Consider the following 22,856-nt stretch of genomic DNA (forward strand, 5'->3'; position numbering starts at 1 on the left):
TTGCCGCTTATTTTCTCATCGCCTCGCCAAGTCGCCATGCTTCTGTTGCAAGGCTGACCAGCGGTTGCAGCGGTGGTAAAAAGCGGTGCTCCATCTTATATTGCTGCAGTGCAATATGAGAGAGAAAGAAGACAGTCATGTTTGACTCCGTACGCAAATTCGCCCGCGCCTTCCGCGTCCCGACCGTCCAGGACCGTGAGATCGCCTACCTGAACGATGCCAAGGACCGCATCGACCTCGAATACCGGATGCGCCAGATCGACCGCGGCATGTTCCGCAAGTCGGGCTTCTGAGAACACCCGCCGTTCGTTCCGCGCGGAAAAAAGATGCCCGCGCGGTTTGCATGCCTCCGGATCCTGCAATCTTGCGGCCGGGACCGGATCGGTTCCGCAAAAGGCGGCCGCCTCGAGAGGCGGGCCAATTTTCGCCATCATCTTCGGCTTGGGCTAGGTGGTGATCCACCAGAGCCTCCCGCAGCCGGCGGACGGAAGTCCCACGCTGCCGAACCCGGTCCGTCCTGATCCGCAATGCCGTTCCGCCGCCGTACCCCGCTTGGATTTCGTGAAAGGCTGCGCCGGGCGATCCTGCCTCCCAAGGGCTTTCGCCGCAGCCTCGATTACTATCGCCTGAAGATCCTGAGGATCGGCGGATCGCCGCATGCGGTCGCGGCCGGCCTTGCGGTCGGTGTCGTCAGCGCCTGGACGCCCTTCCTCGGCTTTCACATCCTGCTCGCCATCCCGGTCGCCTATCTCCTCGGCGGCAGCGTGATCGCCGCCGCGCTCGGCACGGCCTTCGCCAATCCGCTGACCTGCCCGATCATCTGGCCGCTCACCTGGAAGATCGGCGAGGTCATGCTCGGCCAGAGCGCCGCCGGCCACGACCGTCTCGATCTCGGCGCGCTCTTCCATCATCTCGATGTCTCGCAGCTCTGGCGGCCGGTCCTGGAACCGATGCTGATCGGCTCCATTCCGCCCGGCCTCGTCTGCGGCCTCGTTTTCTATGCCGTCACCTATTGGGGCGTGCGCAGCTTTCGCAACGCGCGGCTTCAGCGCTTGACGGCGCGTGCCGGAGCGCTCAAGTCAGTATAGACTTGAGCGAGCATCGGCATGTCGCCCGGGAGTCGGGAAGACGGCATGCCGCAGGACAATAAAGGAACCGCATGATCATCGGCATGGGCAGCGACCTGATCGACATCCGCCGGGTGGAGAAATCCATCGAACGTTTCGGCGAGCGCTTCACGCACCGCTGTTTCACCGATATCGAGCGGGCGAAATCCGACCGCCGCCAGAACCGCGCCGCCTCCTATGCCAAGCGCTTTGCCGCCAAGGAGGCCTGTTCCAAGGCGCTCGGCACCGGCATCGCCCACGGCGTCTTCTGGAGGGACATGGGCGTCGTCAACCTGCCGGGGGGCAGGCCGACCATGGTGCTGACCGGGGGCGCGGCCGACCGTCTCGCCGAGATGATGCCGGCCGGCCACGAGCCGTTGATCCACATCACCATCACCGACGAATATCCCTATGCGCAGGCCTTCGTGGTCATCGAGGCGCGCTCCGTCGCGTCCTGATGATGGTCTGTGACCCTGTGGGCCATTGCCGCGGCTCCGGGAAGGGGTTAGAAAGCGGCACTTCGCTGGTAAGAGAAAGTCCTTAACGTGTCCGACAAAGCCGAGACCAAGTCGCAGAGCAGCCTCTGGGAAAACATCAAGGTCATCATCCAGGCATTGCTGCTGGCGATGGTGATCCGCACCGTTCTCTTCCAGCCGTTCACCATTCCGTCCGGCTCGATGATGCCGACCCTGCTTGTCGGCGACTATATCTTCGTCAACAAGTTCGCCTACGGCTATTCGAAATATTCGCTGCCGTTCTCGCCGAACCTGTTTTCCGGCCGCATCTTCGAGTTCAGCGAGCCCGAGCGCGGCGATGTCATCGTCTTCCGCCTGCCGAGCCATCCGGATGTCGACTATATCAAGCGCCTGGTCGGCCTGCCGGGCGACCGCGTCCAGGTCACCAACGGCGTGCTCTTCATCAACGGAAAGCCGGTGCCGAAACAGGCGGACGGCACCTTCACCTCCGATTACAGCCTCGATCCGGGCACCGACGTGCCGGTCTTCCGCGAGACGCTCGACAACGGCGTCACCTATGACACGCTCGATCACTCGCAGGTGTCGCGCGGCGACAACACGCCGGAATTCATCGTCCCCGCAGGCCATTACTTCTTCATGGGCGACAACCGCGACAACTCGCTCGACAGCCGTTTCGACGTCGGCATGGTGCCCGCCGAAAACCTCGTCGGCCGCGCCAGCATCATCTTCTTCTCGCTCGGCAACGACACCTCCTTCCGCGAGGTGTGGAAATGGCCGACGAACATGCGCTGGGATCGGCTTTTCAAGGTCGTCGAATGATGAAGGCAAAGCCGCTTTCGGCGGATGAGCGCGGCCAGTTGGAAAAGACGATTGGCTATGAATTCGCCGACAAGCAATGGCTCGACCGGGCGCTCACCCATGCGAGCACCGGCTCGGCCAAGGGTGCCAATTACGAGCGGCTGGAGTTCCTGGGCGACCGCGTGCTCGGCCTCTGCGTCGCCGAGCTTCTCTTCAGGACCTTCCGCACCGCGGCCGAAGGCGAGCTCTCCGTGCGGCTGAACCAGCTCGTCAGCGCCGAAAGCTGCGCCATCGTGGCGGACGAGCTCGAACTGCACCGCTTCATCCGCACCGGCGCCGACGTCAAGAAGCTGACCGGCAAGCGCATGATGAACGTGCGCGCCGACGTGGTGGAAAGCCTGATCGCCGCGCTCTATCTCGATGGGGGGCTGGAGGCCGCCCGCGCCTTCATCCTCAAGCATTGGGAAAGCCGTGCCACCCGCGCCGACGGCGCAAGGCGCGACGCCAAGACCGAGCTGCAGGAATGGGCGCATGCGAAATTCGGCCTGACGCCCTGTTACAGGGTCGACGACCGGTCCGGGCCGGATCACGACCCGCGCTTCACGGTGACGGTCGAGGTGGCGGGTGTCGCGCCGGAAACCGGCATCGACCGCTCCAAGCGCGCGGCCGAACAGGTCGCGGCAACCAGGATGCTCGAACGCGAAGGCGTATGGCAGAAGAGTTCTGCCGAAGATTGATTGGACGATATGACGGAAAACGAAAACATCGCCGGTGACGAGAATTCAGCCGGTCCGACCCATTCCGGCTTCGTGGCGCTGATCGGCCCGACCAATGCCGGCAAGTCGACCCTGGTGAACCGGCTCGTCGGCGCCAAGGTCTCGATCGTCAGCCACAAGGTGCAGACGACGCGTGCCATCGTGCGCGGCATCGCGATCCACGGGAACGCCCAGATCGTCTTCATGGATACGCCCGGCATCTTCAAGCCGCGCCGCCGGCTCGACCGGGCCATGGTGACGACCGCCTGGGGCGGCGCCAAGGACGCCGACCTCATCATGCTGCTGATCGACAGCGAGCGCGGCATCCGCGGCGATGCGGAGGCGATCCTCGAAGGCCTGAAGGAGGTCCGCCAGCCGAAGATCCTCGCTTTGAACAAGATCGACCAGGTGAAGCGCGAGGATCTGCTGAAACTCGCGGCCGCCGCCAACGAATTCGCGCCCTTCGAGCGCACCTTCATGATCTCGGCGACGACAGGTTCGGGCTGCGAGGACCTGATGGATTATCTTGCCGCAACGCTTCCCGAAGGCCCCTGGTATTACCCGGAGGACCAGATCTCCGATCTGCCCATGCGCCAGCTCGCCGCGGAGATCACCCGCGAAAAGCTCTTCCTCAGGCTCCACCAGGAGCTTCCCTATGCCTCGCATGTCGAGACGGAGAAATGGGAGGAGCGCAAGGACGGCTCGGTGAGGATCGAGCAGGTCATCTATGTGGAGCGCGAAAGCCAGAAGAAGATCGCGCTCGGCAAGGGCGGCGAGGCGATCAAGGCGATTTCCACCGCGTCGCGCAAGGAACTCTCCGAAATCCTAGAACAGCCCGTTCACCTTTTCCTGTTCGTCAAGGTGCGCGAGAACTGGGGCGACGACCCCGAACGCTTCCGCGAAATGGGGCTGGAGTTTCCGAAGGGGTGATTTGAACTTTTGTTGCCCTAACCTCTCCCGCGAGCGGCGGGGCTAAAGCATATGGGGTGTCAGGCGGTGCGGCATCCTTAACCCTCCCCCTTGTGGGGAGGGTGGCCGGCAGGCGGGAAGGGTTTTCGCTCGGGGCGAAGTCCCCTCCCCAACCCCTCCCCACAAGGGGAGGGGCTCCACGCACCGCCTGACACCAATGTAATTGCCCTATCGCCTTCTGGGAGAAGGTCCGGCAGGACAGATGAGGGGCATGAGGTATCGATAACGGATCACATGCACAACAATGAGGGGCTGTGAGGGCTATCGGCACGCCTGACGGTTTACTTCCTCTGCCTATCCATCAGCGCCTTGACCTCCAGGTAGCGCCGGCGGTTTTCCTGTTCCTGCTCGTTCGGGCCGTAGCAGGTGTCGGAAATGCAGAAACGCTGCAGGCTGAGGGGCGGGGTGGCCTTGTCGAACTCGCATTCGATCTCGTTGTTGAAATCGGTGGGCTTTGCGTCCTCGCGGGTGGAATAGGTGAGCCGCGCTCCCGGCGGGTCGAGCTCGGGGAAGGATTGCACGATGCCGGTCTTGATGTTCGGCACCAGCAGGAAATTCTTGGCGACCGTGACGCAGGCCTGTTCGAGCTGCGGCGATTGCGCGGCGGCGGGCGGGGCGGTGACGAGAGCGGCAGGCATGGCGGTGAAGAGGGCGACGGCGAGGAGGGCGTGTCTCATAAGGGCTCCCGGGCGTTATGGTTTGGCGTCGTGAATTTTTCGCACAGGAATCCAAATGGAGCCCGATTTGTTCCAGGCAAGCGGGCAGGCGGCATCTCGGCGGAAGATCTGGCGAACCTAAAAAGCGATTCAGTCCGAAAGGCTTATGGGCTAGACTTGAATCGGCCTGAAAGGAGCTTGAAGCAAAGCATGCAGTGGCAGGACGAAGGGATCATCATCGGCGTCAAGCGCCACGGCGAGACGAGCGTCATCGCCGAGCTGATGACCCGTGAGCGCGGCCGGCATCTGGGCCTTGTCCGTTCCGGCCGCTCGCGCGCCATGCAGCCTGTCCTGCAGCCGGGTAACCGGGTGGAAGCGGTCTGGCGGGCGCGGCTCGACGAACATCTCGGCGAGTTCCGGCTGGAGCCGGTAAGGCTGAGGGCTGCGAAACTGATGGAGACGGCGACCGCCGTCTACGGCGTGCAGGCCATGGGCGCGCTGCTCCGCCTGCTTCCCGAGCGCGACCCGCATCCGCATCTCTTCGAGGCGCTCGACATCATCCTCGATGCGCTGGACGATCCGGCCGATGCCGGCGAGCTTTTCGTGCGCTTCGAACTCGCCGTGCTGAACGACCTCGGCTTCGGCCTCGACCTTTCCGAATGCGCCGCGACCGGCCTGCGCGAAAACCTCGTCTATGTCTCGCCGAAGACCGGCCGCGCCGTCAGCCGCGAGGCGGGTGCGCCCTATGCCGACCGTATGCTGGCGCTTCCCGCCTTCTTGAACGAGGGGGCTGCCGGGGCGGCCGACCGGGAAAGCATGGCGGCCGCCTTCCGGCTGACCGCCTTCTTCCTTCACCGGCATGTCTACGAGCCGCGGGGGCTCACGGAAAACGCCGCCCGCGACGGGTTCGTCCAGGCGGCGCTGAAGGCGCTGTCGGCGCGCGATCCGGAGCGTCAGGCCGGCTGATGTCTCACTCCGCCGGCTGGGTTGCCGGCATCGTCCGGTCGACCGGCCTTTCCTGGATCGGCCAGTGCACGACCGCGGCGAAGATGCCGAGCGCCACGCCGAGCCACCAGACCGGATCGTAGGAGCCGAAGCGGTCGTAGAGGAAACCGCCCATCCAGACACCGAGGAACGAGCCCACCTGGTGCGACAGGAAGACGATGCCGCCGAGCAGGCCGAGATGCCGCGTGCCGAACATGATGGCGACGAGCGCGTTGGTCGGCGGCACGGTGGAGAGCCACAAAAGCCCCATGACGACCGCGAAGACGATCACCGAGAAAGGCGTCTGCGGCATGAGGAGGAAGGCGGTCACCGCCACCGAGCGGGCGAGATAGATATAGGCGAGGAAATAGGGCTTCGAATAATGCTGGCCGATGATGCCGGCGCTGAACGAGCCGATGATGTTGAAGAAGCCGATCGCCGCCATCGCGATCACGGCATAGCGCGCGTCGATGCCGATATCGCCGAGATAGGCCGGGAAATGCGCGGTGATGAAGGCGACCTGGAAGCCGCAGACGAAGAAGCCCGAGGTGAGCAGCAGATAGCTCTGATGGCCGAACGCTTCCCTGAGCGCCTGGCCGACGGTCTGGTCGATCTCGCTCCTGGACTGCGTGCCCGACTTGGCATTGCCGCGCAGCGGCAAGGCGAGCACGGGGATGGCGAGCATCACGAAGCCCATGATGACCAGGCTGTCGGACCAGCCATAGGTGCTGATCAGCGCCTGGCTGAGCGGCGCGAAGAGGAACATGCCGGCCGAACCCGCCGCCGTGCCGATGCCGAAGGCGAGCGAGCGCTGTTCCGGCGTCACGTTGCGGGCGAAGGCGGAAAGGATCGTGCCGAAGGAGCCGGCGCCGACCGCAAGGCCGACCATCACGCCGCCGGAAAGGTGCAGGATGGGCACCGAATGGGCCGTCGACATCAGGAAAAGGCCCGCCGCGTAGAGCAGGCCGGAAAACGTCAGCACCCGTCCGGTGCCGTATTTGTCGGCGAGCGCCCCGAAGAAAGGCTGGCCGAGACCCCAGGCGAGGTTCTGGATCGCCATGGCGAGACCGAAGGTGGAGCGGTCCCATCCCGTATCGGCGAGCATGGGAAGCTGGAAGAAGCCCATGGCCGAACGCGGGCCGAAGGTCAGCATGGCGATCGATGCGCCGGCGAGGATGATCAGCCAGGGCATGGATGCGCGGGCGGCTCCGGATCGGAATTGCGGCATGGGTCGGCTCATGGATTCCTCCTCGGTGCGACGAGCAAATCATACCGCTTGCATCGAGGTTCTTAAAACAACTTTTGCTCAATCAATCCATCACCGCATTTGATGCGGATGCCGTCCTGATATGGAGGCCGCCGTGGTAAAATCCCCCTCTGGCCTGCCGGCCATCTCCCCACAGGGGAGAGAGACTAAGTGGCAAGGCCTTGCTTCCATCAACACACGCGGACCCGACGCTCGTGTTCGAGAGATGATCGGGGCAGGACAGAGCGGCATATTTTCTCCTCCCTTGTGGGGGAGATGGCCGGCAGGCCAGAGGGGGGTCTTCTCACGGCGTGCCGGGCGGATCGATGGCCGGCGGAGGCGTGCGACCGAGCCGGGCCTCGCGCCAGATGGTGAAGATGCCGGCGGCGATCACGATGGCGCAGCCGGCGATCATGTTGGCGGTCATGATCTCGCCGAAGACGAAGACGCCGATCAGACAGACGAGCACGGTCTGGATATAGGACATGGGCTGCACGACGACGGCGTCGAGCAGGCCGAAGGCGCGGATGAGCAGGTAGTGCCCGGTCATGCCGGTGATGCAGAGCACCAGCATCCAGAACCAGTCGCTGAAGGTGATATTCGTCCAGTAGAACGGGCCGATGAAGGTGATTGCCGCCGCGCCCGCGACGCCGGTGTAGAAGAAGGCGGTGTCGGGCGTATCGGTGCGGCTCGCAAGCCTCGTCATCACCGAATAGAGCGCGAACATCAGCGTGGCGACGACCGGGATGACGATCTTGTAGTCGAACGTGGCGTGCAGCGGATTGACGATCAGGAGAATGCCGACGAAGCCGACGCCGATCGCCATCCAGCGGCGCCAGCCGACCTTTTCGCCGAGCAGCGGCACGGAAAGACAGGCGACGACGAGCGGCGTGGCGGCGAAGATCGAGTGGCTTGCGGCGAGCCCGACCCGCGAAAAGGCGGTGATCGAAATGACGATCTGCACCGCCAGGAGAACGCCGCGGGCGATCTGCAGCCAGAGCCGGTTGGCCGAGGCCGCGCCTTTCAGCCCGACCGTCGAGCGGCTTGCGAGAATGAGGGCGAAACCCGCAAAGGCCCAGTAGCGGATCATCGTCACGAAGATCGGCGGATAGGCGGTGGCGAGATGTTTCGAAATGCCGTCCTGAACCGAAAAGATGGTCACCGCCGTCAAAGCGCAGAGAAGGCCGGTGGACCGAGGTGTCATGGGGCAGTCTCTTTCGGGGCGCAGCCGGCCGGAAGGCCAGCGGCCAGGCAGGGATAGGCGGGAAACGGGTGTCCGTTCCGTTTGACCGCGCGCCAGGCGGGTGGACAACCTGCTTTTTCCGAATAGCTGCCATGCGCTTGGCGGGACGGTCCGGGCCGGCGTCGATGGTCCGTCCCGGTCTCGGTGCGGTTCACCCGCATCCCTTGTCCGCCGCCCCTTAAGATTTTTTTCGTTGCCCTGTCGGAATTGCGCCGCCGGCTTCGTCCTCGGGTCGTATGCCCTTCAGGGCCGGTCGAAGGAGGAAGACACGATGAAGGTTACGCAGCATCTCTGGTTCGAAAAGGACATGGAATCCGCGATCCGCTTCTATACGTCGCTGATTCCCGGCTCTTCCGTCGGGTGGCTCTCGACCATCCCAGCCGAAACGCCGAGCGGGCCGCCGGACAGTGTGAAGCTTGCGAGCTTCACACTCGGCGATCAGCGCTACATGGCGATCGAGGCGGGGCCGCTCGATCCGTTCAACCACGCCTTTTCGATCATGGTCGAATGCGACACGCAAGGCGAGATCGACCGCCTCTGGGAGGCGTTGAAGGAAGGCGGCGCGACGGAGCAGTGCGGCTGGCTCAGGGACCGCTGGGGTCTCTCCTGGCAGATCGCCCCCGGGCGGCTGGGCGAACTGATGGGCGATCCAGACCGTGCGAAGGCGAAGCGCGTCACCGAGGCCATGCTCAAGATGGTGAAGTTCGACATCGCCGCTTTGGAAGCGGCCGCAAGGGACTGAGGGCTCGCAAGGACCGTGTGGGGGAACAAGGCCCCACCGCCCCGGCATCGTCCGGATGATCGCGGCCATTGCCAGCTCGATGCGGAAACGCGTTGCGGTTTTGGTGCCGCTAGGCGTAGGCTCCGGAAATCAGCAGAATGGCTCCCACGGCCATCATTGCCAAACCCGGCCAGTTCCTGCGGAGGCCCAGGAAGCCGACGCCTTGATGCCGGGGTTCCAGGGTCGGCTTTGCGCTGGCCTGATCGGGACGGTGCGGATCGCTCAGCCGGCGTCGGCCAAGGGCCTCGCGGAGCAGGTATAACAGTCCGATAACGACCAGGATCGATCCAAGAACAATCGCCAGCACTGCGTCCACCTCCTTCAGGCGTCACGCGATCAGTATAGCGCAAAGACGCCGGGGTTGGGAGTAGGCGCCGTTTTCGCGGGGATGCGCCGACGTTTCGCTGGCCGCGCTCGGACGGCGAGGCCCGATGAAACCGACCATCCCGCCGTCCCGGCATCAGCGGTTCGGCTGTTGCAGTCCCGGAAGGGCGTTCTGGTCCGACTGGCGCGCGGGAAGGCTGGTTTCCGAACCTTGCGGGTCTGCCGGATTGGAAGGTGCGCTCGGCGCGCCAGAAATATAATATCCGAGGCCCAAAGCGCAGATGACGACGATGATCGCGCCTAGTATGGGAAGTAGCGGCCTTTCAAACATGTTTGGCTCCTTCGGGGAGCTAACAACGCGCGCGACGCTATGGTTCCGCAGGACGGCCGGAAGTCCTGTCCGAAGGCTTATTCCGGCGCCTTTTCCCTCAGCAATCCCGAGATCATCGCGTTGAACGCCTCGACCGCCTTTTTCGACACGGCCTGCGGATCTTCCGCGCTGGCGATCCACAGCGCCGCGCTGAGCGTCGCGCCGTTGACGAGCCGCGCGGTCGCTTCCGCGTCCACCTTGCGGATGGTTCCCTCGTCGATCAGCTTCTGTATGCTGGCGGTGGTGGTACGGATGCAGGCGCTCTGGTTCGGCCATTGCGACGGATCGCCGAGCACGGCCGGCCCGTCGAGCAGCATGATGCGCTGGATTTCCGGCTCCAGCGCCATTTCGATATAGGCCACGCTTTCGTCGACGAAGCCGCGCCAGGCATTCTCCGCCTTGGCTGAAATGGCGCAGAGCCGGTCGGACATTTCCGCGTCGATCTCGGCGATCACGGCCTGCAGCAGCCCTTTCTTGTCGCCGAAATGATGGTAGAGCGCGCCGCGCGTCAGCCCGGCCCCGGCCGTGAAGTCGTCCATAGAGGCTTCGGCATAACCCTGCGTCGCAAACGCCTGCCGGGCGGCGGCGATCAGCTTGGCCTTCGTTTCGGCGATCATTTCCTTGCGGGGCTTGTGCCCTATCTTCTGCGCCATGCGGACTCCGAAAATTATTCGCATACGTTACGTATGTGAATTGACATACGCAGCGTATGTGATTATTTAGCTCACATACGCGGCGTATGTAAGTGGTCATTCAAAATAAACCAAGGATTCCGATATGCCCAATCCCTATCGCGAAATATTCCGAAGGCCGGGGACGAAAGGTTTTGCCGCGGCCGCTTTCGTGGCCCGGTTGCCGCTGCCGATGACGACGATCGGCCTTGTCGCCATGCTCTCCCAGACCCATGGCGAATACTGGATCGCAGGCGCGGTCTCCGCCACCTTCGCGCTCGCCAACGCCTTCATCGCGCCGCAGGTCTCCCGCTGGGTGGATGCGAAGGGCCAGTCGGCCGTGCTGGTGCCGACGACGATCGTCACCGTCGCAGCACTTCTCGCGCTCGCCGCGGCCGCCTGGTTGCGCTGGCCCAACTGGACCTTGTTCGTCTTCGCGGTGATCGCCGGCATGATGCCGAGCATGATGGCGCTGGTGCGCGCCCGCTGGACGGAGATCTATCGCGACCGGCCGGAGCTCCACACCGCCTTCGCCTTCGAATCGGTCATCGACGAGGTCGTCTATATCTGCGGGCCGATCTTCGGCATCGGCCTGAGCGTCTCGCTCTTCCCGGAAGCGGGCGTGCTCGCCTCGGCCGCCTTCCTCGCCGTCGGCACGACGCTGTTCGTCGCCCAGAAATCCACCGAACCGAAGGTCGATCCGCATAGGGTAAGGGGCGAAGGCTCGGTCATGCGGCTGTTGCCGATGTGGTTCCTGGTGACGGTTTTCGCCGGCATGGGCACGATCTTCGGCACCGCGGAAGTCTCGGTCGTCGCCTTCGCCGAAGCCGAGGGACACAAGGGTGCGGCAAGCTATGTCCTCGCCGCCTATGCGGCCGGTTCGTTCATCGTCGGCCTGGTTGTCGGCGCCATCAAGTTCAGGACGCCGCTCGCCCGCCGTTTGGTTTTCGCGAGCCTGATCGCCGCGATCACCACGCTCCCCATGCCCTTCGTCGGCGATCTCTGGGCGCTGACGCTGGTGGTCTTCCTGGCGGGTGCGGCCATCTCGCCGACCTTCATCACCGGCATGAGCCTGATCGAGCGCATCGTGCCGGCCTCGCAGCTCACGGAAGGCATCACCTATGCGATGACCGGCGTCGGCATCGGCTTTGCGGCCGGCTCCTCGCTCGCCGGCTGGACGATCGATGCCTATGGCGCTTCGAACGGCTTCTGGGTGGCGGTCGCCGGCGGTGCCGTGGCCTTCGCGACCATGCTCATCGGCTACGGCCGGCTGAGCAACACCTCGCCGCAAGCCGCCCCGGACTCCGCTGCCCTGAACCCGGCGGAATGATTCTCGACCAAGCCCCGCCGGCCAGGCGGGGTTTTCTTTTGTTTGCTTGTCTGTCTTGAGGAGCGGCTCCGGATCAGACCCTTTGGGACCTGATCCTGCCGTGGTAAAGTGGTGGAAGGACTTCTGCTGAAGCCGCGAGATTTGCGAGCGATGCCTCCGTGAAGCCTCACGGCTCCTCAAAAAGGAGGGTGTCATGCCGGCCACGACCGCGACAGGAGAAGAATCGGAAATCCGCAAATGCCTGGATGAACTGGCGCAGGCGTTGCGTGCCAGGGATGTCGACGCATTGATGGCGCATTACGCTCCGGACACCGTCGTGTTCGATATCAGGCCGCCGCAGCGGATCGAGGGTGCGGATGCCTATCGAAAGAACTTCGAGACATGGTTCGGCTCGGTGGAAGGCCCGATCCACTATGAGATCCGTGAGTTGGGCATTGCGGTGAAGGATGATGTCGCCTTCTGCCACAGTCTGAGCCATGTCAGGAGCAAGAGGATAAATGGCGAGAAAGCCGACTACTGGGTACGTGTAACTTCCGGCTTGCGGAAGACGAACGGCCGGTGGATGATCGCCCACGAGCACATATCGATGCCGATCGATCTTCAGACCATGCGGGCACAATCGGATTTCCGGTCCTAGCCCTGCGCAAGTCGTGGTTCAAAAACGTCGACGCCGCCGAGGGACGATGCCCGATCTGGCCACATTCCTGACCTTCTACGCCGCCGTGCTCGCAATCCAGCTCACGCCCGGACCCGATATGATCCTCGTAGTCGGGCGCGGCATCGGTCAGGGCCGGCGGATAGCGCTTCTGAGCGCCGTCGGCATGACCTTGCTGGCCGGTATTGTCCAATTGTCGATGCTCGTGCTTGGCATCGCCTCATTGCTTGCGGCTTCGCCGCTGGCGTTCGAAGTCCTCCGCTGGGCAGGCACGGCCTATCTCATCTGGCTTGGCCTGAAACTTCTCGTCCAATCAGGCAAGCGCGCCAATGGGGCCGGCCCGGCTGTGCTTGTGTCCATGTCGGACGGCGCGGCATTGCGGGAAGGGGCCATCAACAATCTCACCAATCCCAAGGCGCTCGTTTTCCTTTTTGCGTTTCTGCCGCAGTTCGTGGATCCCGCCGCAGGCTGGCCCGTAGCCGCGCAGCTTCTGCTGCTGGGAGCTGTCGCAAAGCTTACGAATTTCGTCATCCTGACCACCGTTGCGCTGGGAGCGGGAACGTTCGGCGGCTGGCTGGCTCGCCGTCCGGGACTTGTCACCTGGCAGAAGCGCTTTGCCGGTATCGTCATGATCGGGCTGGGCCTGCGGCTTGCGATTGCGGGAGATGCCCGTCCGGTCCGCTGAAGCAGCCGGACGGAAAGGCAGAACGCCTCACGCCCGCCGCTTGATCGTCCACGGCTCCCGCTCGGCAGTCACCGTCACGGCGTCCCCGACCTTGATCTGTCCGGTGCCGCGCGGCACGGCGTTCCAGCCGAAGAGGGGGCCGGGCACGCGCCGGTCGGCCGACATGCGGATGCGGCCCATCGCCGCCATCGGGCTCGGCGCCTCGCGCGAGCCGGTCTTCTGGTCCTGGGTCGTCATGATGCAGCGGGCGCAGGGCTTTGCGAAATCGAAGCGGATGCCGGCGATCTCGATGCCCTCCCATTCGTCTTCCGCCCATGGCTCGTCATGGTCGAGCACGATGTTCGGCCGGAAGCGTTCCATGCCGACCTGTCCTTCGCCATGCTTTTCCATGTCGGCATTGAGCGCCTTGAGCGATCCGGTCGTGGTGACGAGCACCTGATAGCCGTCCGCGAAGGTGACGGGCGTGTCCGGCCCGGCCCATTCGGCGCTGGCGGTACGCCTGGCCCGGTCGTCGAAGAAGACGAGGCGCACGTCGCGCCCAAGCCAGCCGGAAAGCGTATCGTTCACGGTTTCCTCCGCGAGGGCGGCGTCGACGACCGATTTCCACACCGCCACCTCCAGGCGCCGGTCGGCGGGCGGCTGCGCCACGAAGGTCTCGCCTTTGCCGTACATCGCCAAGCGGAAGCCGCCCGCCTCCGGCGTCACCTGCACCTGCGCCAGGGCCTGGAGTTCCCGCTGGGTGATGAAATGGCCGGAAGGATCGGTCACCATCATCTGCCGGTCGCCGGGAATGCCGGTCGCCGCGATCTCGGCCTCGGAGAGCGCGATGCCGCGGCCGCTCTTCAGGGGATAGACATTCAATTGGCTGACGCGCATGGCTTTTTCCTAGATTTCGTCGATGAAGAGGTCGAGCACGGTCTTCAGCCGTTCGTGACGCGCGGCCGCCAGCGCCCGGCCCGCCGCCGTCTGGAACCCGTCCGCGAGCTTGAACAGCTTCACCGCGAAATGGTCGATGGCGAAGGCCTTGTCGTCAAGCGGGCGTTCCCGGGCGAGCGGATCGGCCGGATCGTAAAGGCCGGAGCCCATGCGGCCCGCGATATAGAAGCAGCGCGCGGCGCCGACCATCCCGATCGCATCCAGCCGGTCGGCGTCCTGCAGGATTTTTGCCTCCAGCGTCTCCGGCGCAATGTTCGCCGAGAAGCTGTGAGCCGCGACCGCATGGGCGACGGCGGAAACATCCCTCTCGCTCCAGCCGAGACCGGCAAGGATGCCGGACGCCTTTTCCGCTGCCAGCCGGGAGGCCTCAGCCCGGAATGGCGAGTTCTTCTCCACCGCCACGCAATCGTGCAGCAGCACGGCCGCCGCCAGCACCTTGCCGTCGCCGCCTTCTTCGGCCCGGATGCGCATGGCGTTCTTGAAGACGCGCAGGATATGGGCGATGTCGTGCGATCCGTCGTCGCCTTCGGTCGCATAGGGGATCAGCGTTCGTGCGAGGTCCTCGAAGGGCGGGAAGGCGGCGGCGATGGATGCGGTCACGTCGTGGATTCCTGGGAATCGGCTGGTGCGGGTTCACCATCCTTTTTCACCAGAATGCGCTGGTAGAAAAGCCCGATCCCGATCAGCACCGCGCCGAGCCCGATGAAGGAGAGCGCCCTCAGGATTCCTTCGAGGTTCGACATGTCGATGAGGAACACCTTGACGACCGCGATCAGCACGAGGCCCGCCGAGGCGAGCCGCAAGCTGCGCGCATCGAGCCGCGAGCCGAGCGCCAGCAGCGCCACGCCGATCAGCAGCCAGACGACCGAATAGGTATAGGTCTCGCCCTGCAGAAAACCCTTCCAGTCGGCAATGTTCTCGCCCTGCCAGAAGCGGCGGACGGACAGCGTCGCCCAGAGGAAGCCGAGCACCGCGCCGGCAACCGCAAGCATGGCGACATAAGGCTGAGGGCGCCGCCCGCGCGCATACCAGGCAACCAGCGCATAGGCGAGCGCCGGCAGCAGGTAGCCGAGGAGCAGCAGGTTGAAGAAGGGCCAGGGCCCGGTACTCTCGCCGCTGAAATAGGGATTGAGCGCGAAGACGTGCAGCGACAGCACGTTGACGGTCGCGATCACCCCGGCGATCATCGAGCCGAAACGGAAGACGGGGCTCGGGGATTTCAGATCGAGCGTCAGCAGGACTCCCGAGAAGCCGACTGCGAGCAGCGTGTAGATCGACTGTTCGCCGAGCGTCGGGACGCGGCTGTCCAGAACGCCGCCGTTCATCGCATGCCGCACCAGCACGGCGATGGTCATCAGGCCGGCGAGCGAGGCGAGCGCCTGCATCACGTTGCGGACGCGGAAATCCGCCGAATCCTTGAGCATGTAGGCCGTGGCGACGGCGAGCAGCGTCGGAATGCCGTAGCCGGGCAGCAGCGCGTTGAGGAAAGGCGTCGTGCCGAGGCTGTTCGGCCCGATCAGCGTCGGCTCCCAGGCGATGCGGCCGAAGACGATCAGCGTCGCCGCCGCCATCATCCAGGGCAGCGCCGGCCAGGGTTTTGCCCGCATGGCCAGCACATAGGCGAAGCCGAGCACCGAGACGAGAATGGTGGTGACGATGCCGTTGGTCAGCGCATGCAGCGAAAGCGTGAAGCCGGCGAAGGAGCCTGCGACCAGCAGGTTGGCCGGCCAGTCGATGAAGGGGCCGCTCCGCTCCTCCGCGGTCTCCTCGCTCTGCCGGAACAGCCATTCGGCGCCGGCGAGCAGCACGAGGCCGAGCGCCAGCCCGTAAAGCCCGTGCGTCCAGTCGCGTCCGAGATCGCCGAAATTCAGGAAGCTGACGAAGGCGAGCGTCGCCGGCACCGCAGGCATCAGGAATGCCCAGACGATGGAGAATTCCGGCTCGGTCCTGCGGAAGCGCCGCAGGAAGACGAAGCCCAGGAAGGTGAAGACGGCGCCGAGCAGCAGATAGACGGTGATCTCGTTGCCGAAGGTGAGGGGTGCCGGCGCCGGCTGGCCGTCGGCCGGGATCGGCGCTGAGTAGTCGAGCCAGGAAAGTGCGGTGATGGCGATGCCGAGCACCGCGCCGGCTGCGGAAATCAGCGCCGGCCAGACGGCCCAGGCGCGGCTGGCGCCGAGTGCCGCAACGGTCGCGACCACTGCGGCTGCGGCGAAGAGCACGATGCCGCCTTCCTCCGTCTGCCGCAGGGTCATCGCCAGCGCCGGCAACAGGGCCATGATCGCGACGGACAGCGTGATCTTCAGCGGCGGCCGCGTCAGAAGCCCGCGCCAGCCCGGCTTGGCCGCCAGATCGGCGCCGTAGCGTGCGCCGGGCCAGAAGAAGCCGGTGCCGGCGATCATCACGATGAGGGCGAGCGCCGGCGGCATGGGGTCGAATGTCTCGGCCCCCGCCGCATAGGCGATCGCCCAGAGCCCGATGCCGATATTGGCGAGCATCGGCACGACGGTCCATCGGCGGAAGCGGGAGGCGGCATTGACCGCAACCCAGGTGAGGCCGAGGAAGACGAACAGCGCGTTGGCGTTCGGCTCCTCGCTCGCGACGAGCGCCGGCGTGACCAGCGAGGCGAGCAGGCCGAGCCCGGCAAGCGCCTGCCCGTGCAGCAGGGAGAGCGCGATCGTCGCAAGCGAGACGAGAGCAAGCAGGACGAATGCGCTCGCCGGCCCGATGAATCCGTAGATCGCATGGGCCGCATAGATGGCGCCGAGCAGCGTCACGGCGCCTGCGGCCGTCAGCACGCCGGGGACCATCGCGCCGGAAAGGGCATTGCCGTAGCGCTCCGAAATCTGCGGCATAGCGCGCCGGCGCACGATCTCGCCGGCGGCCAGCAGGATCAGGCCGAAGATCGCGGCGAGGGTGAGCCGCGCACCCGGCCCGAGCAGCCCGGCCTCGATCGAATAGCGCACCAGGAATATGCCGCCGAAGGCGAGCGCCACGCCGCCCACCCAGACCGGCCAGCGGGCGCCGAGATAGCTTTCCAGGTTCTCGCGGCCCTTTGCCCGCGCCGCCGCAGGAGCGGCGGGGCCGGGGATCACGGTCTCGTGGCCGGTGCCGACATCCTCCGCGCCGGCCGCCGGCTGCGTCTCCGGTACGGGGTCCTCCTCGGCCGCTTCGCGGGCCGCAAGCTCGACGGGAGAGACGGGCTCGTCCTTCATCGCCGCGGCCGCGGCCTCCGCCGAGATCGCCGCCGGCAGGGCGGCCGCTTGGCGTTTGGCAAGATCGGCCTTGACTGCCTCCAGCTCCCTTTCGAGCGCGCCGACCCGGTTGGCGGTCCGGCTGTGCAGGCCGATCATGACGATGACCAGGATGAGGAGCAGGAATAGGATCATCGGCACGCTCGCGGTCTCAAGGGTTGTTGCTGCGGTTATACAGTTGCCGGGCGAAGAAAGGAAAGAGTTGGGCGCCTGCTGAAAACATCATCATAGTCCTGCGCGCAAAATCAGCTTTTTGCACATAAATAAGTCAAATATAAAATATGATGACTTTATGTGCAATTTCGGCTTGCGCGGAAGCTGAAGAAGCGCTTGGATGCAACCCATCCGAACAAAAATCTTCAGGGGGACGACCTTTCATGATCTCGCGCAGACTGCTTTCGAAACTCTCCGCCGTCGCGGCGCTGGCGCTCGCCACGGGCTTTTCCGCTCCGGCGCGGGCCGAGACCCCGATCAAGTTCACGCTCGACTGGAAGTTCGAAGGCCCGGCCGCCGGCTTCCTGCTCGCGGAGGACAAGGGGTATTTCAAGGCCGAGGGCCTGGACGTCACGATCGATACCGGCAACGGCTCGGTCGAGGCGATCCCGCGTGTGGCGACCGGCGCCTACCAGATGGGCTTCGGCGACATCAACTCGCTGATCAAGTTCCTGGACGAGGATCCGTCGCAGAGGATCAAGGCGGCGATGATGATCTACGAGCGCCCGACGTTTGCGGTCGTCGGCCGCAAGTCGCTCGGCGTCACCGGCGATCCGAAGTCGCTCGAAGGCAGGAAGCTCGGCGCCCCGCCGCCGGACGGCGCCTTCGCCCAATGGAAGGCCTTCAAGCAGGTCGCCAAGATCGACGACAGCAAGATCGCCATCGAATCGATCGGCTTCCCGGTCCGCGAGCCGATGCTGGCCCAGGGCAAGGTCGATGCCGTCTTCGGCTTCGCCTTCTCGGTGATCCTGAATTTGAAGGCCCAGGGCATCAAGGACGAGGACATTTCGACCATCCTGATGGCCGAGCACGGCTTGAATCTCTATGGCAACACCGTGCTGGTGAACACTGATTTCGCCGAGAAAAACCCGGCTGCGGTGAAGGGTTTCCTGAAGGCGCTCGCCAAGGGCTTCGCCGATGCCGTCGCCAACCCGGAAGAAGGTGCCGCCGCCGTCCTGAAGCGCAACGAGACGCTCAACAAGGATATCGAGATCGAGCGCCTCACCATGGCGAATGCCATGAACATCAAGACGCCCTACGTCGTGGAAAACGGCTTCGGCGGCATCGATCCGGCGAGACTCGCCGCCTCGATCGAGACGCTCAAGGTCTCGATGGGATTGAAGGGCAATGTGAAGGCCGAGCAGGTTTTCGACGCCAGCTTCCTGCCGCCAAAGGAAGAGCGGATGCTGCCGTAGAGGCTGATGGTTTCTTGCCGTTGCCCCTCACCCTAACCCTCTCCCCGCTCGCGGGGAGAGGGGACCTGCCGAACGAGAGGCTGGCTGCAGCGGAAAACAGCGCGGCATATCCCTTCTCCCCGTCATGACGGGGAGAAGGTGGCGGCAGCCGGATGAGGGGCAATTAAAAGACGCGATTGGCCAAACAGAGAAACCCAAATGCCTCACCTCGTATCCATCGATGACGTCGACATGCGCTATGGCGGCGCGGGCGGCACGCTGGCCGTCTCCGGCCTCAGCCTGAAGGTCGACAAGGGCGAGTTCGCCGCCGTCGTCGGCCCGTCCGGCTGCGGCAAGTCGACTCTGATGAAGCTCGTCACCGGCCTGCACATTCCGCAGAGCGGCGTGGTGGTCGTCGCGGGGAAGCAGGTCACCCAGCCGGTCTCGATCGTCGGCATGGCCTTCCAGAACCCGACCATGCTGCCCTGGCGCACGACGCTCGACAACATCCTCCTGCCGCTGGAGATCGTCGAAAAACACCGCCGCCGGCTGCGCGCCCACAAGAAGGAGTACGTCGAAAAGGCCGAGCACCTGCTGGAGACCGTGGGGCTGAAAGGCTTCGGCTCGAAATTCCCCTGGCAGCTTTCCGGCGGCATGCAGCAGCGTGCCAATCTCTGCCGCGCCCTCATCCATGAGCCGGAGCTGCTTATGCTCGACGAACCCTTCGGCGCGCTCGACGCCTTCACCCGCGAAGAGCTCTGGTGCGTCATCCGCGACCTGCACGCGGCTCAAGGGGTGACCATCATCCTCGTCACCCATGACCTGCGCGAGGCGACCTTCCTCGCCGACCGCATCTTCGTGATGAGCGCCCGGCCGGGCAGGGTGCTAAAGGAGCACGTCGTTCCCTTCGCGAGACCGCGCGCTCTCGACGTCATGTATGAAAAAGGCTTCAACGACATGGTGCAAGAGCTGCACGGCGAGATCGCCAGCGCGAGGGTCGCCGCATGAGCACCGTCGCGGAAAACACTGCGGTCTCAGCCGCATCGCCCAAGCCGCTGATGGCCCGCATCAACTGGGTGAAGCTGGCGCCCTGGCTTTACACCATCGCGCTCTTCGCCCTCTGGGAACTGCTGGTGATCGTGCTCGAGACGCCGCCGACCGTGCTGCCGGCGCCGTCCCGCGTCTTTCAGACGGTCGCGCAATACTGGTCGCCGATCTGGAAGAATTCGCTGCAGACGCTCTATACGACGACGCTCGGTTTCGCGATCGCCGTCGCGGCGGGTCTGGCGCTCGGCATCCTCGTCGGCTGGTCGAAGGCGATCTATGCCGGGCTCTACCCGCTGATGGTCGGCTTCAACGCCATCCCCAAGGTGGCGCTCGTGCCGATCCTCGTCATCTGGTACGGCATCGGCACCATCCCGGCGGTGCTGACCGCCTTCCTGATCTCCTTCTTCCCGATCGTGGTGAACGTCGCCACGGGGCTCGCCACCATCGAGCCGGAGACGGAGGACGTGCTCCGCGCGCTCGGGGCGAAGAAGCTGGATATCTTGCTGAAGGTCGGCATCCCGCGCTCCATGCCCTATTTCTTCGGCTCCCTGAAGGTGGCGATCACGCTCGCCTTCGTCGGATCGGTCGTCTCGGAAACCGTCGCCTCAAATTACGGTCTTGGCAACATGATGAGCTCGGCCCAGAGCCAGTTCAACGTGCCGCTCGTCTTCGCCGGCCTCCTGGCGCTTGCGGTGGAAGGCATCGCCATGTATGCGCTGATGGCCTGGATCGAAAGGCGCATGACCGGCTGGGCGCACCGCTCCTCGATGTCGCATTAAAGGCCGAGGCCATTTGGTCTTTACTTGTGGTTCATATGGACTATATTCCTTCTGAATGAAGGGAAGTCCTGGCCATGGAAGCTGCAGCGAAAGACCTGAAGGCGGAGCAGATGACCGCCGTTGCGCTGAAGGCGTTCGGTAATGTGATGAGCGAATGGGGCGTGCCGCTGAACGAGGCGGCAGCGCTTGCGGACATGTCCGAAAGCACTTGGAAACGGGCAAGGAAACCCGGGTTCTCCGGCGGCCTCACCAAGGACCAGATGCTGCGGCTCAGCGCCGCGATCGGCATCTACAAGGCGCTGAAACTGTATTTCAGCGATCCGATCGCCGTCAGATGGATGACGCTGCCGAACAACGGACCGCTCTTCGGCGGCGCGCGGCCGGTCGATACGCTGATCGAGGAGGGGCTGCCGCAGTTCCTCCGGGTCCGCAATTATCTCGATGCGCTGCGTGGTGGCGCGTGATCGTCACGGCCCTCAGCGATCGCGGACTGGTGCGGCTGATCCCGGCGACCTATCACAAGCCGCCCAGCCTGCGCGGGCTGGTGGAAAGCGACGAGGAACTGGAAATCCTCGCAGAGATAGAGGGCATGACCAGCGCCCGCCTGGTCGCCGAGCGCGGGCTGAACCTGCACCTGGATCGCCGCGAACTTGCCTGGAAACGCCGCAAGCACGACCTGCAGGTCTATGGCAACAGCCATATCAATGCCGCCTTCACCTATACGCGCCAGGGCGGCAACCGCTTCAACGACGAGAGCCGCGGCGCCTGGTACTGCAGCTGGGATACGATGACCTCGGTCGCCGAGGTGGCATTCCACAAGACGCGGGAGCTCAGGTTCATAGGTCTCTTCGACGAGACGTCGCGCTACGTCGAGCTGTCGGCCGACTTCATCGGCGAGTTTCCCGACCTCACCGATGAAAGAGCTCACCCTGCACTCGATCCCGATCCGGCGATCGGTTATCCGGAAGGGCAGGCTCTTGCCGGGAAGCTGCGGCGGGATGGCCATGACGGCCTGATCTATCCGTCGGTTCGCCACGAAGGCGGCCGCTGCTTCGTCGCCTTCGAGCCGACGGCGATCCGCAACGTTCGCCCCGGCGCGTCATGGGAGATCGTGTGGGCGGGGTCCGAGGATTACGGCGTCAACGCGGTCTGATGACGGACAGCGTGGTCCGCGGCCTGGAATGTCCCCACAGGGCAGGGCTTAATGCACATGGGGTGTTAGGCAGTACGGCATCCTTAACCCTCCCCCTCGTGGGGAGGGTGGCCGGCAGGCGGGAGGGGTTTCGATGCGGAGCAAAGTCCCCTCCCCAACCCCTCCCCACAAGGGGGAGGGGCTCCACGCACTGCCGAACATCCCATGCGCATTAGTCCTGCCCTGTGGGGAGATGCCCGGCAAGGCAGAGTGGGGTAAAGCACTCTATTGCATTATCCGATTGAACATTTGCGCATCGGGTCCGGCTTCCTCGTAAAGCCGGACCCGATGCATCCTTTCCTTCAGGTCCGCGCGTTTGACGGCTCGTCCGCACCGTGAGGAGCCGGAGGTCCGCTCTCGCCGGAAACATCGCGTGAATCTACCTGAGGGTCTGGAATCGCTCGTTCGGGCCGTTTGTCGAAGGCCAGCTTGATTTCCTTCGTAAGGTCGCGGCCGGCATCCCACCAGTCGCCGCTGTTCGTCCAGTAGCGAAGGGTAAACTTGGCGCCGCCGGGATCGAATTCGGCCATATAGGCCATCGGCGCCGGGTCCTTCAGCACGCGCTTGTCGCGCGCGGCGAGCGCAAGCAGCTTCGCCTGCGTGCGGCCCACGTCGTCATCGGCGCCGATGCTGACGGAAATCTCGTTGCGGCGCGTCTTCAGCCGGCTGTAATTGGTGATCGGCACGTTCCAGAGGGTGGAATTGGGCGCGAGACGGTAGACGCCGTCGGGCGTCCTGAGCTCCGTGGCGAACAGCCCGACATCGACGATCGTGCCGCTGACGCTGCCCGTCTCGATCGTTTCGCCGACCCGGAAGGGGCGCAGCACGAGCAGCATGATGCCGGCTGCGATGTTCTGCAGCGTGCCCTGCAGCGCGAGCCCGACCGCAAGGCCGATCGCGCCGAGCGCCGCAAGCACCGAGGCGGTCTGCACGCCGAACTGGCCAAGCACCATGACGACGACAAGGACCAGAATCACATAGCGGATGATGTTCGCGAAGAACTGCGCGAGCGTCGCGTCGAAGCCGCGGACGCGTGAAAGTCCGCGCAAGGCCCAGCGGCTCAAAAGGCCGGCGGCAAGCCAGCCGAGAACGAGAAGCAGGATCGCCCCGACCACGGAAAAGGAGTACTGCACCAGCAGTGCGCTCAACTGGGCGAGCGCCGATTGTGTGGCGACAACCAGATCCGATGCTTCGTCCATCCGCCGACATGCTCC

General features: G+C 64.6%; 27 protein-coding genes. 16 read left to right on the forward strand and 11 right to left on the reverse strand.

Going from position 1 to position 22,856, the window contains the following annotated elements; all coding sequences use genetic code 11:
* Positions 1-7: 7 nt before the first annotated feature.
* Positions 8-139 carry a hypothetical protein gene (locus ACMGE0_RS06690; RefSeq protein ID WP_436815099.1) on the reverse strand — a complete coding sequence of 44 codons (132 nt, stop codon included), beginning with the start codon at positions 137-139 and terminating at the stop codon, positions 8-10.
* Here ACMGE0_RS06690 and ACMGE0_RS06695 point away from each other — a divergent pair.
* The 6 genes from ACMGE0_RS06695 (at position 138) to era (ending at position 4,065) form a co-directional block, all read left to right on the forward strand.
* On the forward strand, positions 138-293 hold the full coding sequence (locus ACMGE0_RS06695; protein WP_436815100.1) for a DUF3563 family protein: 156 nt from the start codon (positions 138-140) through the stop codon (positions 291-293). The genes ACMGE0_RS06690 and ACMGE0_RS06695 overlap by 2 nt on opposite strands.
* 234 nt (positions 294-527) lie before the next feature.
* The gene (locus ACMGE0_RS06700) at positions 528-1,088 is read left to right on the forward strand and encodes a DUF2062 domain-containing protein (protein WP_436815101.1); all 561 of its coding nucleotides are present in this window, start codon (positions 528-530) and stop codon (positions 1,086-1,088) included.
* Between the two features lie 71 nt (positions 1,089-1,159).
* Positions 1,160-1,564 (forward strand): holo-ACP synthase, encoded by a 405-nt coding sequence (gene acpS / locus ACMGE0_RS06705; RefSeq protein WP_436815102.1) that lies wholly within the window; start codon positions 1,160-1,162, stop codon positions 1,562-1,564.
* Positions 1,565-1,651: 87 nt separating this feature from the next.
* Positions 1,652-2,401: a signal peptidase I gene (gene lepB, locus ACMGE0_RS06710; protein ID WP_436815103.1), complete on the forward strand. Its 750-nt coding sequence runs from the start codon at positions 1,652-1,654 to the stop codon at positions 2,399-2,401.
* On the forward strand, positions 2,398-3,117 hold the full coding sequence (gene rnc, locus ACMGE0_RS06715) for a ribonuclease III (protein WP_436815104.1): 720 nt from the start codon (positions 2,398-2,400) through the stop codon (positions 3,115-3,117). The genes lepB and rnc overlap by 4 nt, the downstream gene beginning before the upstream one ends.
* A 9-nt stretch (positions 3,118-3,126) precedes the next feature.
* A complete protein-coding gene (gene era, locus ACMGE0_RS06720; RefSeq protein WP_436815500.1) occupies positions 3,127-4,065 on the forward strand; it encodes a GTPase Era in 939 nt (312 codons plus the stop codon).
* 320 nt (positions 4,066-4,385) lie between these two features.
* Here era and ACMGE0_RS06725 read toward each other — a convergent pair whose 3' ends face one another.
* Entirely contained in the window at positions 4,386-4,781 is a 396-nt protein-coding gene (locus ACMGE0_RS06725) for a hypothetical protein (RefSeq protein WP_436815105.1), read from the reverse strand.
* Between the two features lie 189 nt (positions 4,782-4,970).
* Here ACMGE0_RS06725 and recO point away from each other — a divergent pair, with 189 nt between their 5' ends.
* Complete coding sequence (gene recO / locus ACMGE0_RS06730; RefSeq protein WP_436815106.1) at positions 4,971-5,726, forward strand: DNA repair protein RecO; 756 nt, start codon at positions 4,971-4,973, stop codon at positions 5,724-5,726.
* A 4-nt stretch (positions 5,727-5,730) separates the two neighbouring features.
* Here recO and ACMGE0_RS06735 read toward each other — a convergent pair whose 3' ends face one another.
* Entirely contained in the window at positions 5,731-6,984 is a 1,254-nt protein-coding gene (locus ACMGE0_RS06735; RefSeq protein ID WP_436815107.1) for an MFS transporter, read from the reverse strand.
* Between the two features lie 310 nt (positions 6,985-7,294).
* Positions 7,295-8,194, reverse strand: coding sequence for a DMT family transporter (locus ACMGE0_RS06740; protein ID WP_436815108.1), 900 nt, complete (start codon positions 8,192-8,194; stop codon positions 7,295-7,297).
* 310 nt (positions 8,195-8,504) lie between these two features.
* Between ACMGE0_RS06740 and ACMGE0_RS06745 the strand changes: the two genes are divergently transcribed.
* Positions 8,505-8,975, forward strand: coding sequence for a VOC family protein (locus tag ACMGE0_RS06745; protein WP_436815109.1), 471 nt, complete (start codon positions 8,505-8,507; stop codon positions 8,973-8,975).
* A gap of 109 nt (positions 8,976-9,084) precedes the next feature.
* Here ACMGE0_RS06745 and ACMGE0_RS06750 read toward each other — a convergent pair whose 3' ends face one another.
* From ACMGE0_RS06750 to ACMGE0_RS06760, 3 genes are all read right to left on the reverse strand, one after another.
* The gene (locus ACMGE0_RS06750; protein WP_436815110.1) at positions 9,085-9,321 is read right to left on the reverse strand and encodes a hypothetical protein; all 237 of its coding nucleotides are present in this window, start codon (positions 9,319-9,321) and stop codon (positions 9,085-9,087) included.
* Between the two features lie 153 nt (positions 9,322-9,474).
* Positions 9,475-9,669, reverse strand: coding sequence for a hypothetical protein (locus tag ACMGE0_RS06755; protein ID WP_436815111.1), 195 nt, complete (start codon positions 9,667-9,669; stop codon positions 9,475-9,477).
* Between the two features lie 77 nt (positions 9,670-9,746).
* Positions 9,747-10,361, reverse strand: a complete 615-nt coding sequence (locus ACMGE0_RS06760) for a TetR/AcrR family transcriptional regulator (RefSeq protein WP_436815112.1) — start codon at positions 10,359-10,361, stop codon at positions 9,747-9,749.
* Positions 10,362-10,485: 124 nt separating this feature from the next.
* Between ACMGE0_RS06760 and ACMGE0_RS06765 the strand changes: the two genes are divergently transcribed.
* The 3 genes from ACMGE0_RS06765 to ACMGE0_RS06775 all read left to right on the forward strand — a co-directional run bounded on the left by ACMGE0_RS06765 (position 10,486) and on the right by ACMGE0_RS06775 (position 13,049).
* Complete coding sequence (locus ACMGE0_RS06765; protein WP_436815113.1) at positions 10,486-11,709, forward strand: MFS transporter; 1,224 nt, start codon at positions 10,486-10,488, stop codon at positions 11,707-11,709.
* A gap of 193 nt (positions 11,710-11,902) precedes the next feature.
* Complete coding sequence (locus ACMGE0_RS06770) at positions 11,903-12,346, forward strand: YybH family protein (RefSeq protein WP_436815114.1); 444 nt, start codon at positions 11,903-11,905, stop codon at positions 12,344-12,346.
* A 46-nt stretch (positions 12,347-12,392) separates the two neighbouring features.
* A complete protein-coding gene (locus tag ACMGE0_RS06775; protein WP_436815115.1) occupies positions 12,393-13,049 on the forward strand; it encodes a LysE family translocator in 657 nt (218 codons plus the stop codon).
* A gap of 27 nt (positions 13,050-13,076) precedes the next feature.
* Here ACMGE0_RS06775 and ACMGE0_RS06780 read toward each other — a convergent pair whose 3' ends face one another.
* The 3 genes from ACMGE0_RS06780 to ACMGE0_RS06790 are packed head-to-tail and all read right to left on the reverse strand — an operon-like array spanning position 13,077 to position 17,371.
* Positions 13,077-13,925 carry an MOSC domain-containing protein gene (locus ACMGE0_RS06780; protein WP_436815116.1) on the reverse strand — a complete coding sequence of 283 codons (849 nt, stop codon included), beginning with the start codon at positions 13,923-13,925 and terminating at the stop codon, positions 13,077-13,079.
* A gap of 9 nt (positions 13,926-13,934) precedes the next feature.
* A complete protein-coding gene (locus ACMGE0_RS06785; RefSeq protein ID WP_436815117.1) occupies positions 13,935-14,585 on the reverse strand; it encodes an HD domain-containing protein in 651 nt (216 codons plus the stop codon).
* Entirely contained in the window at positions 14,582-17,371 is a 2,790-nt protein-coding gene (locus ACMGE0_RS06790; RefSeq protein WP_436815118.1) for a DUF2339 domain-containing protein, read from the reverse strand. The genes ACMGE0_RS06785 and ACMGE0_RS06790 overlap by 4 nt, the downstream gene beginning before the upstream one ends.
* Before the next feature lie 242 nt (positions 17,372-17,613).
* Here ACMGE0_RS06790 and ACMGE0_RS06795 point away from each other — a divergent pair, with 242 nt between their 5' ends.
* The 5 genes from ACMGE0_RS06795 (at position 17,614) to ACMGE0_RS06815 (ending at position 21,603) form a co-directional block, all read left to right on the forward strand.
* The gene (locus ACMGE0_RS06795; protein ID WP_436815119.1) at positions 17,614-18,645 is read left to right on the forward strand and encodes an ABC transporter substrate-binding protein; all 1,032 of its coding nucleotides are present in this window, start codon (positions 17,614-17,616) and stop codon (positions 18,643-18,645) included.
* 198 nt (positions 18,646-18,843) lie between these two features.
* Positions 18,844-19,632: an ABC transporter ATP-binding protein gene (locus tag ACMGE0_RS06800; protein ID WP_436815120.1), complete on the forward strand. Its 789-nt coding sequence runs from the start codon at positions 18,844-18,846 to the stop codon at positions 19,630-19,632.
* Positions 19,629-20,450, forward strand: a complete 822-nt coding sequence (locus ACMGE0_RS06805; RefSeq protein WP_436815121.1) for an ABC transporter permease — start codon at positions 19,629-19,631, stop codon at positions 20,448-20,450. Before ACMGE0_RS06800 ends, ACMGE0_RS06805 begins: the two co-directional genes overlap by 4 nt.
* Before the next feature lie 74 nt (positions 20,451-20,524).
* Complete coding sequence (locus ACMGE0_RS06810) at positions 20,525-20,914, forward strand: MbcA/ParS/Xre antitoxin family protein (RefSeq protein WP_436815122.1); 390 nt, start codon at positions 20,525-20,527, stop codon at positions 20,912-20,914.
* Complete coding sequence (locus ACMGE0_RS06815; RefSeq protein WP_436815123.1) at positions 20,911-21,603, forward strand: RES family NAD+ phosphorylase; 693 nt, start codon at positions 20,911-20,913, stop codon at positions 21,601-21,603. Before ACMGE0_RS06810 ends, ACMGE0_RS06815 begins: the two co-directional genes overlap by 4 nt.
* A 341-nt stretch (positions 21,604-21,944) precedes the next feature.
* Here the strand turns inward: ACMGE0_RS06815 and ACMGE0_RS06820 are convergent, their stop codons facing one another.
* Positions 21,945-22,841: a mechanosensitive ion channel family protein gene (locus ACMGE0_RS06820; protein WP_436815124.1), complete on the reverse strand. Its 897-nt coding sequence runs from the start codon at positions 22,839-22,841 to the stop codon at positions 21,945-21,947.
* Between the last annotated feature and the right edge of the window lie 15 nt (positions 22,842-22,856).

The sequence above is a fragment of the Neorhizobium descurainiae genome (assembly GCF_051400715.1).
GTDB lineage: Bacteria > Pseudomonadota > Alphaproteobacteria > Rhizobiales > Rhizobiaceae > Neorhizobium.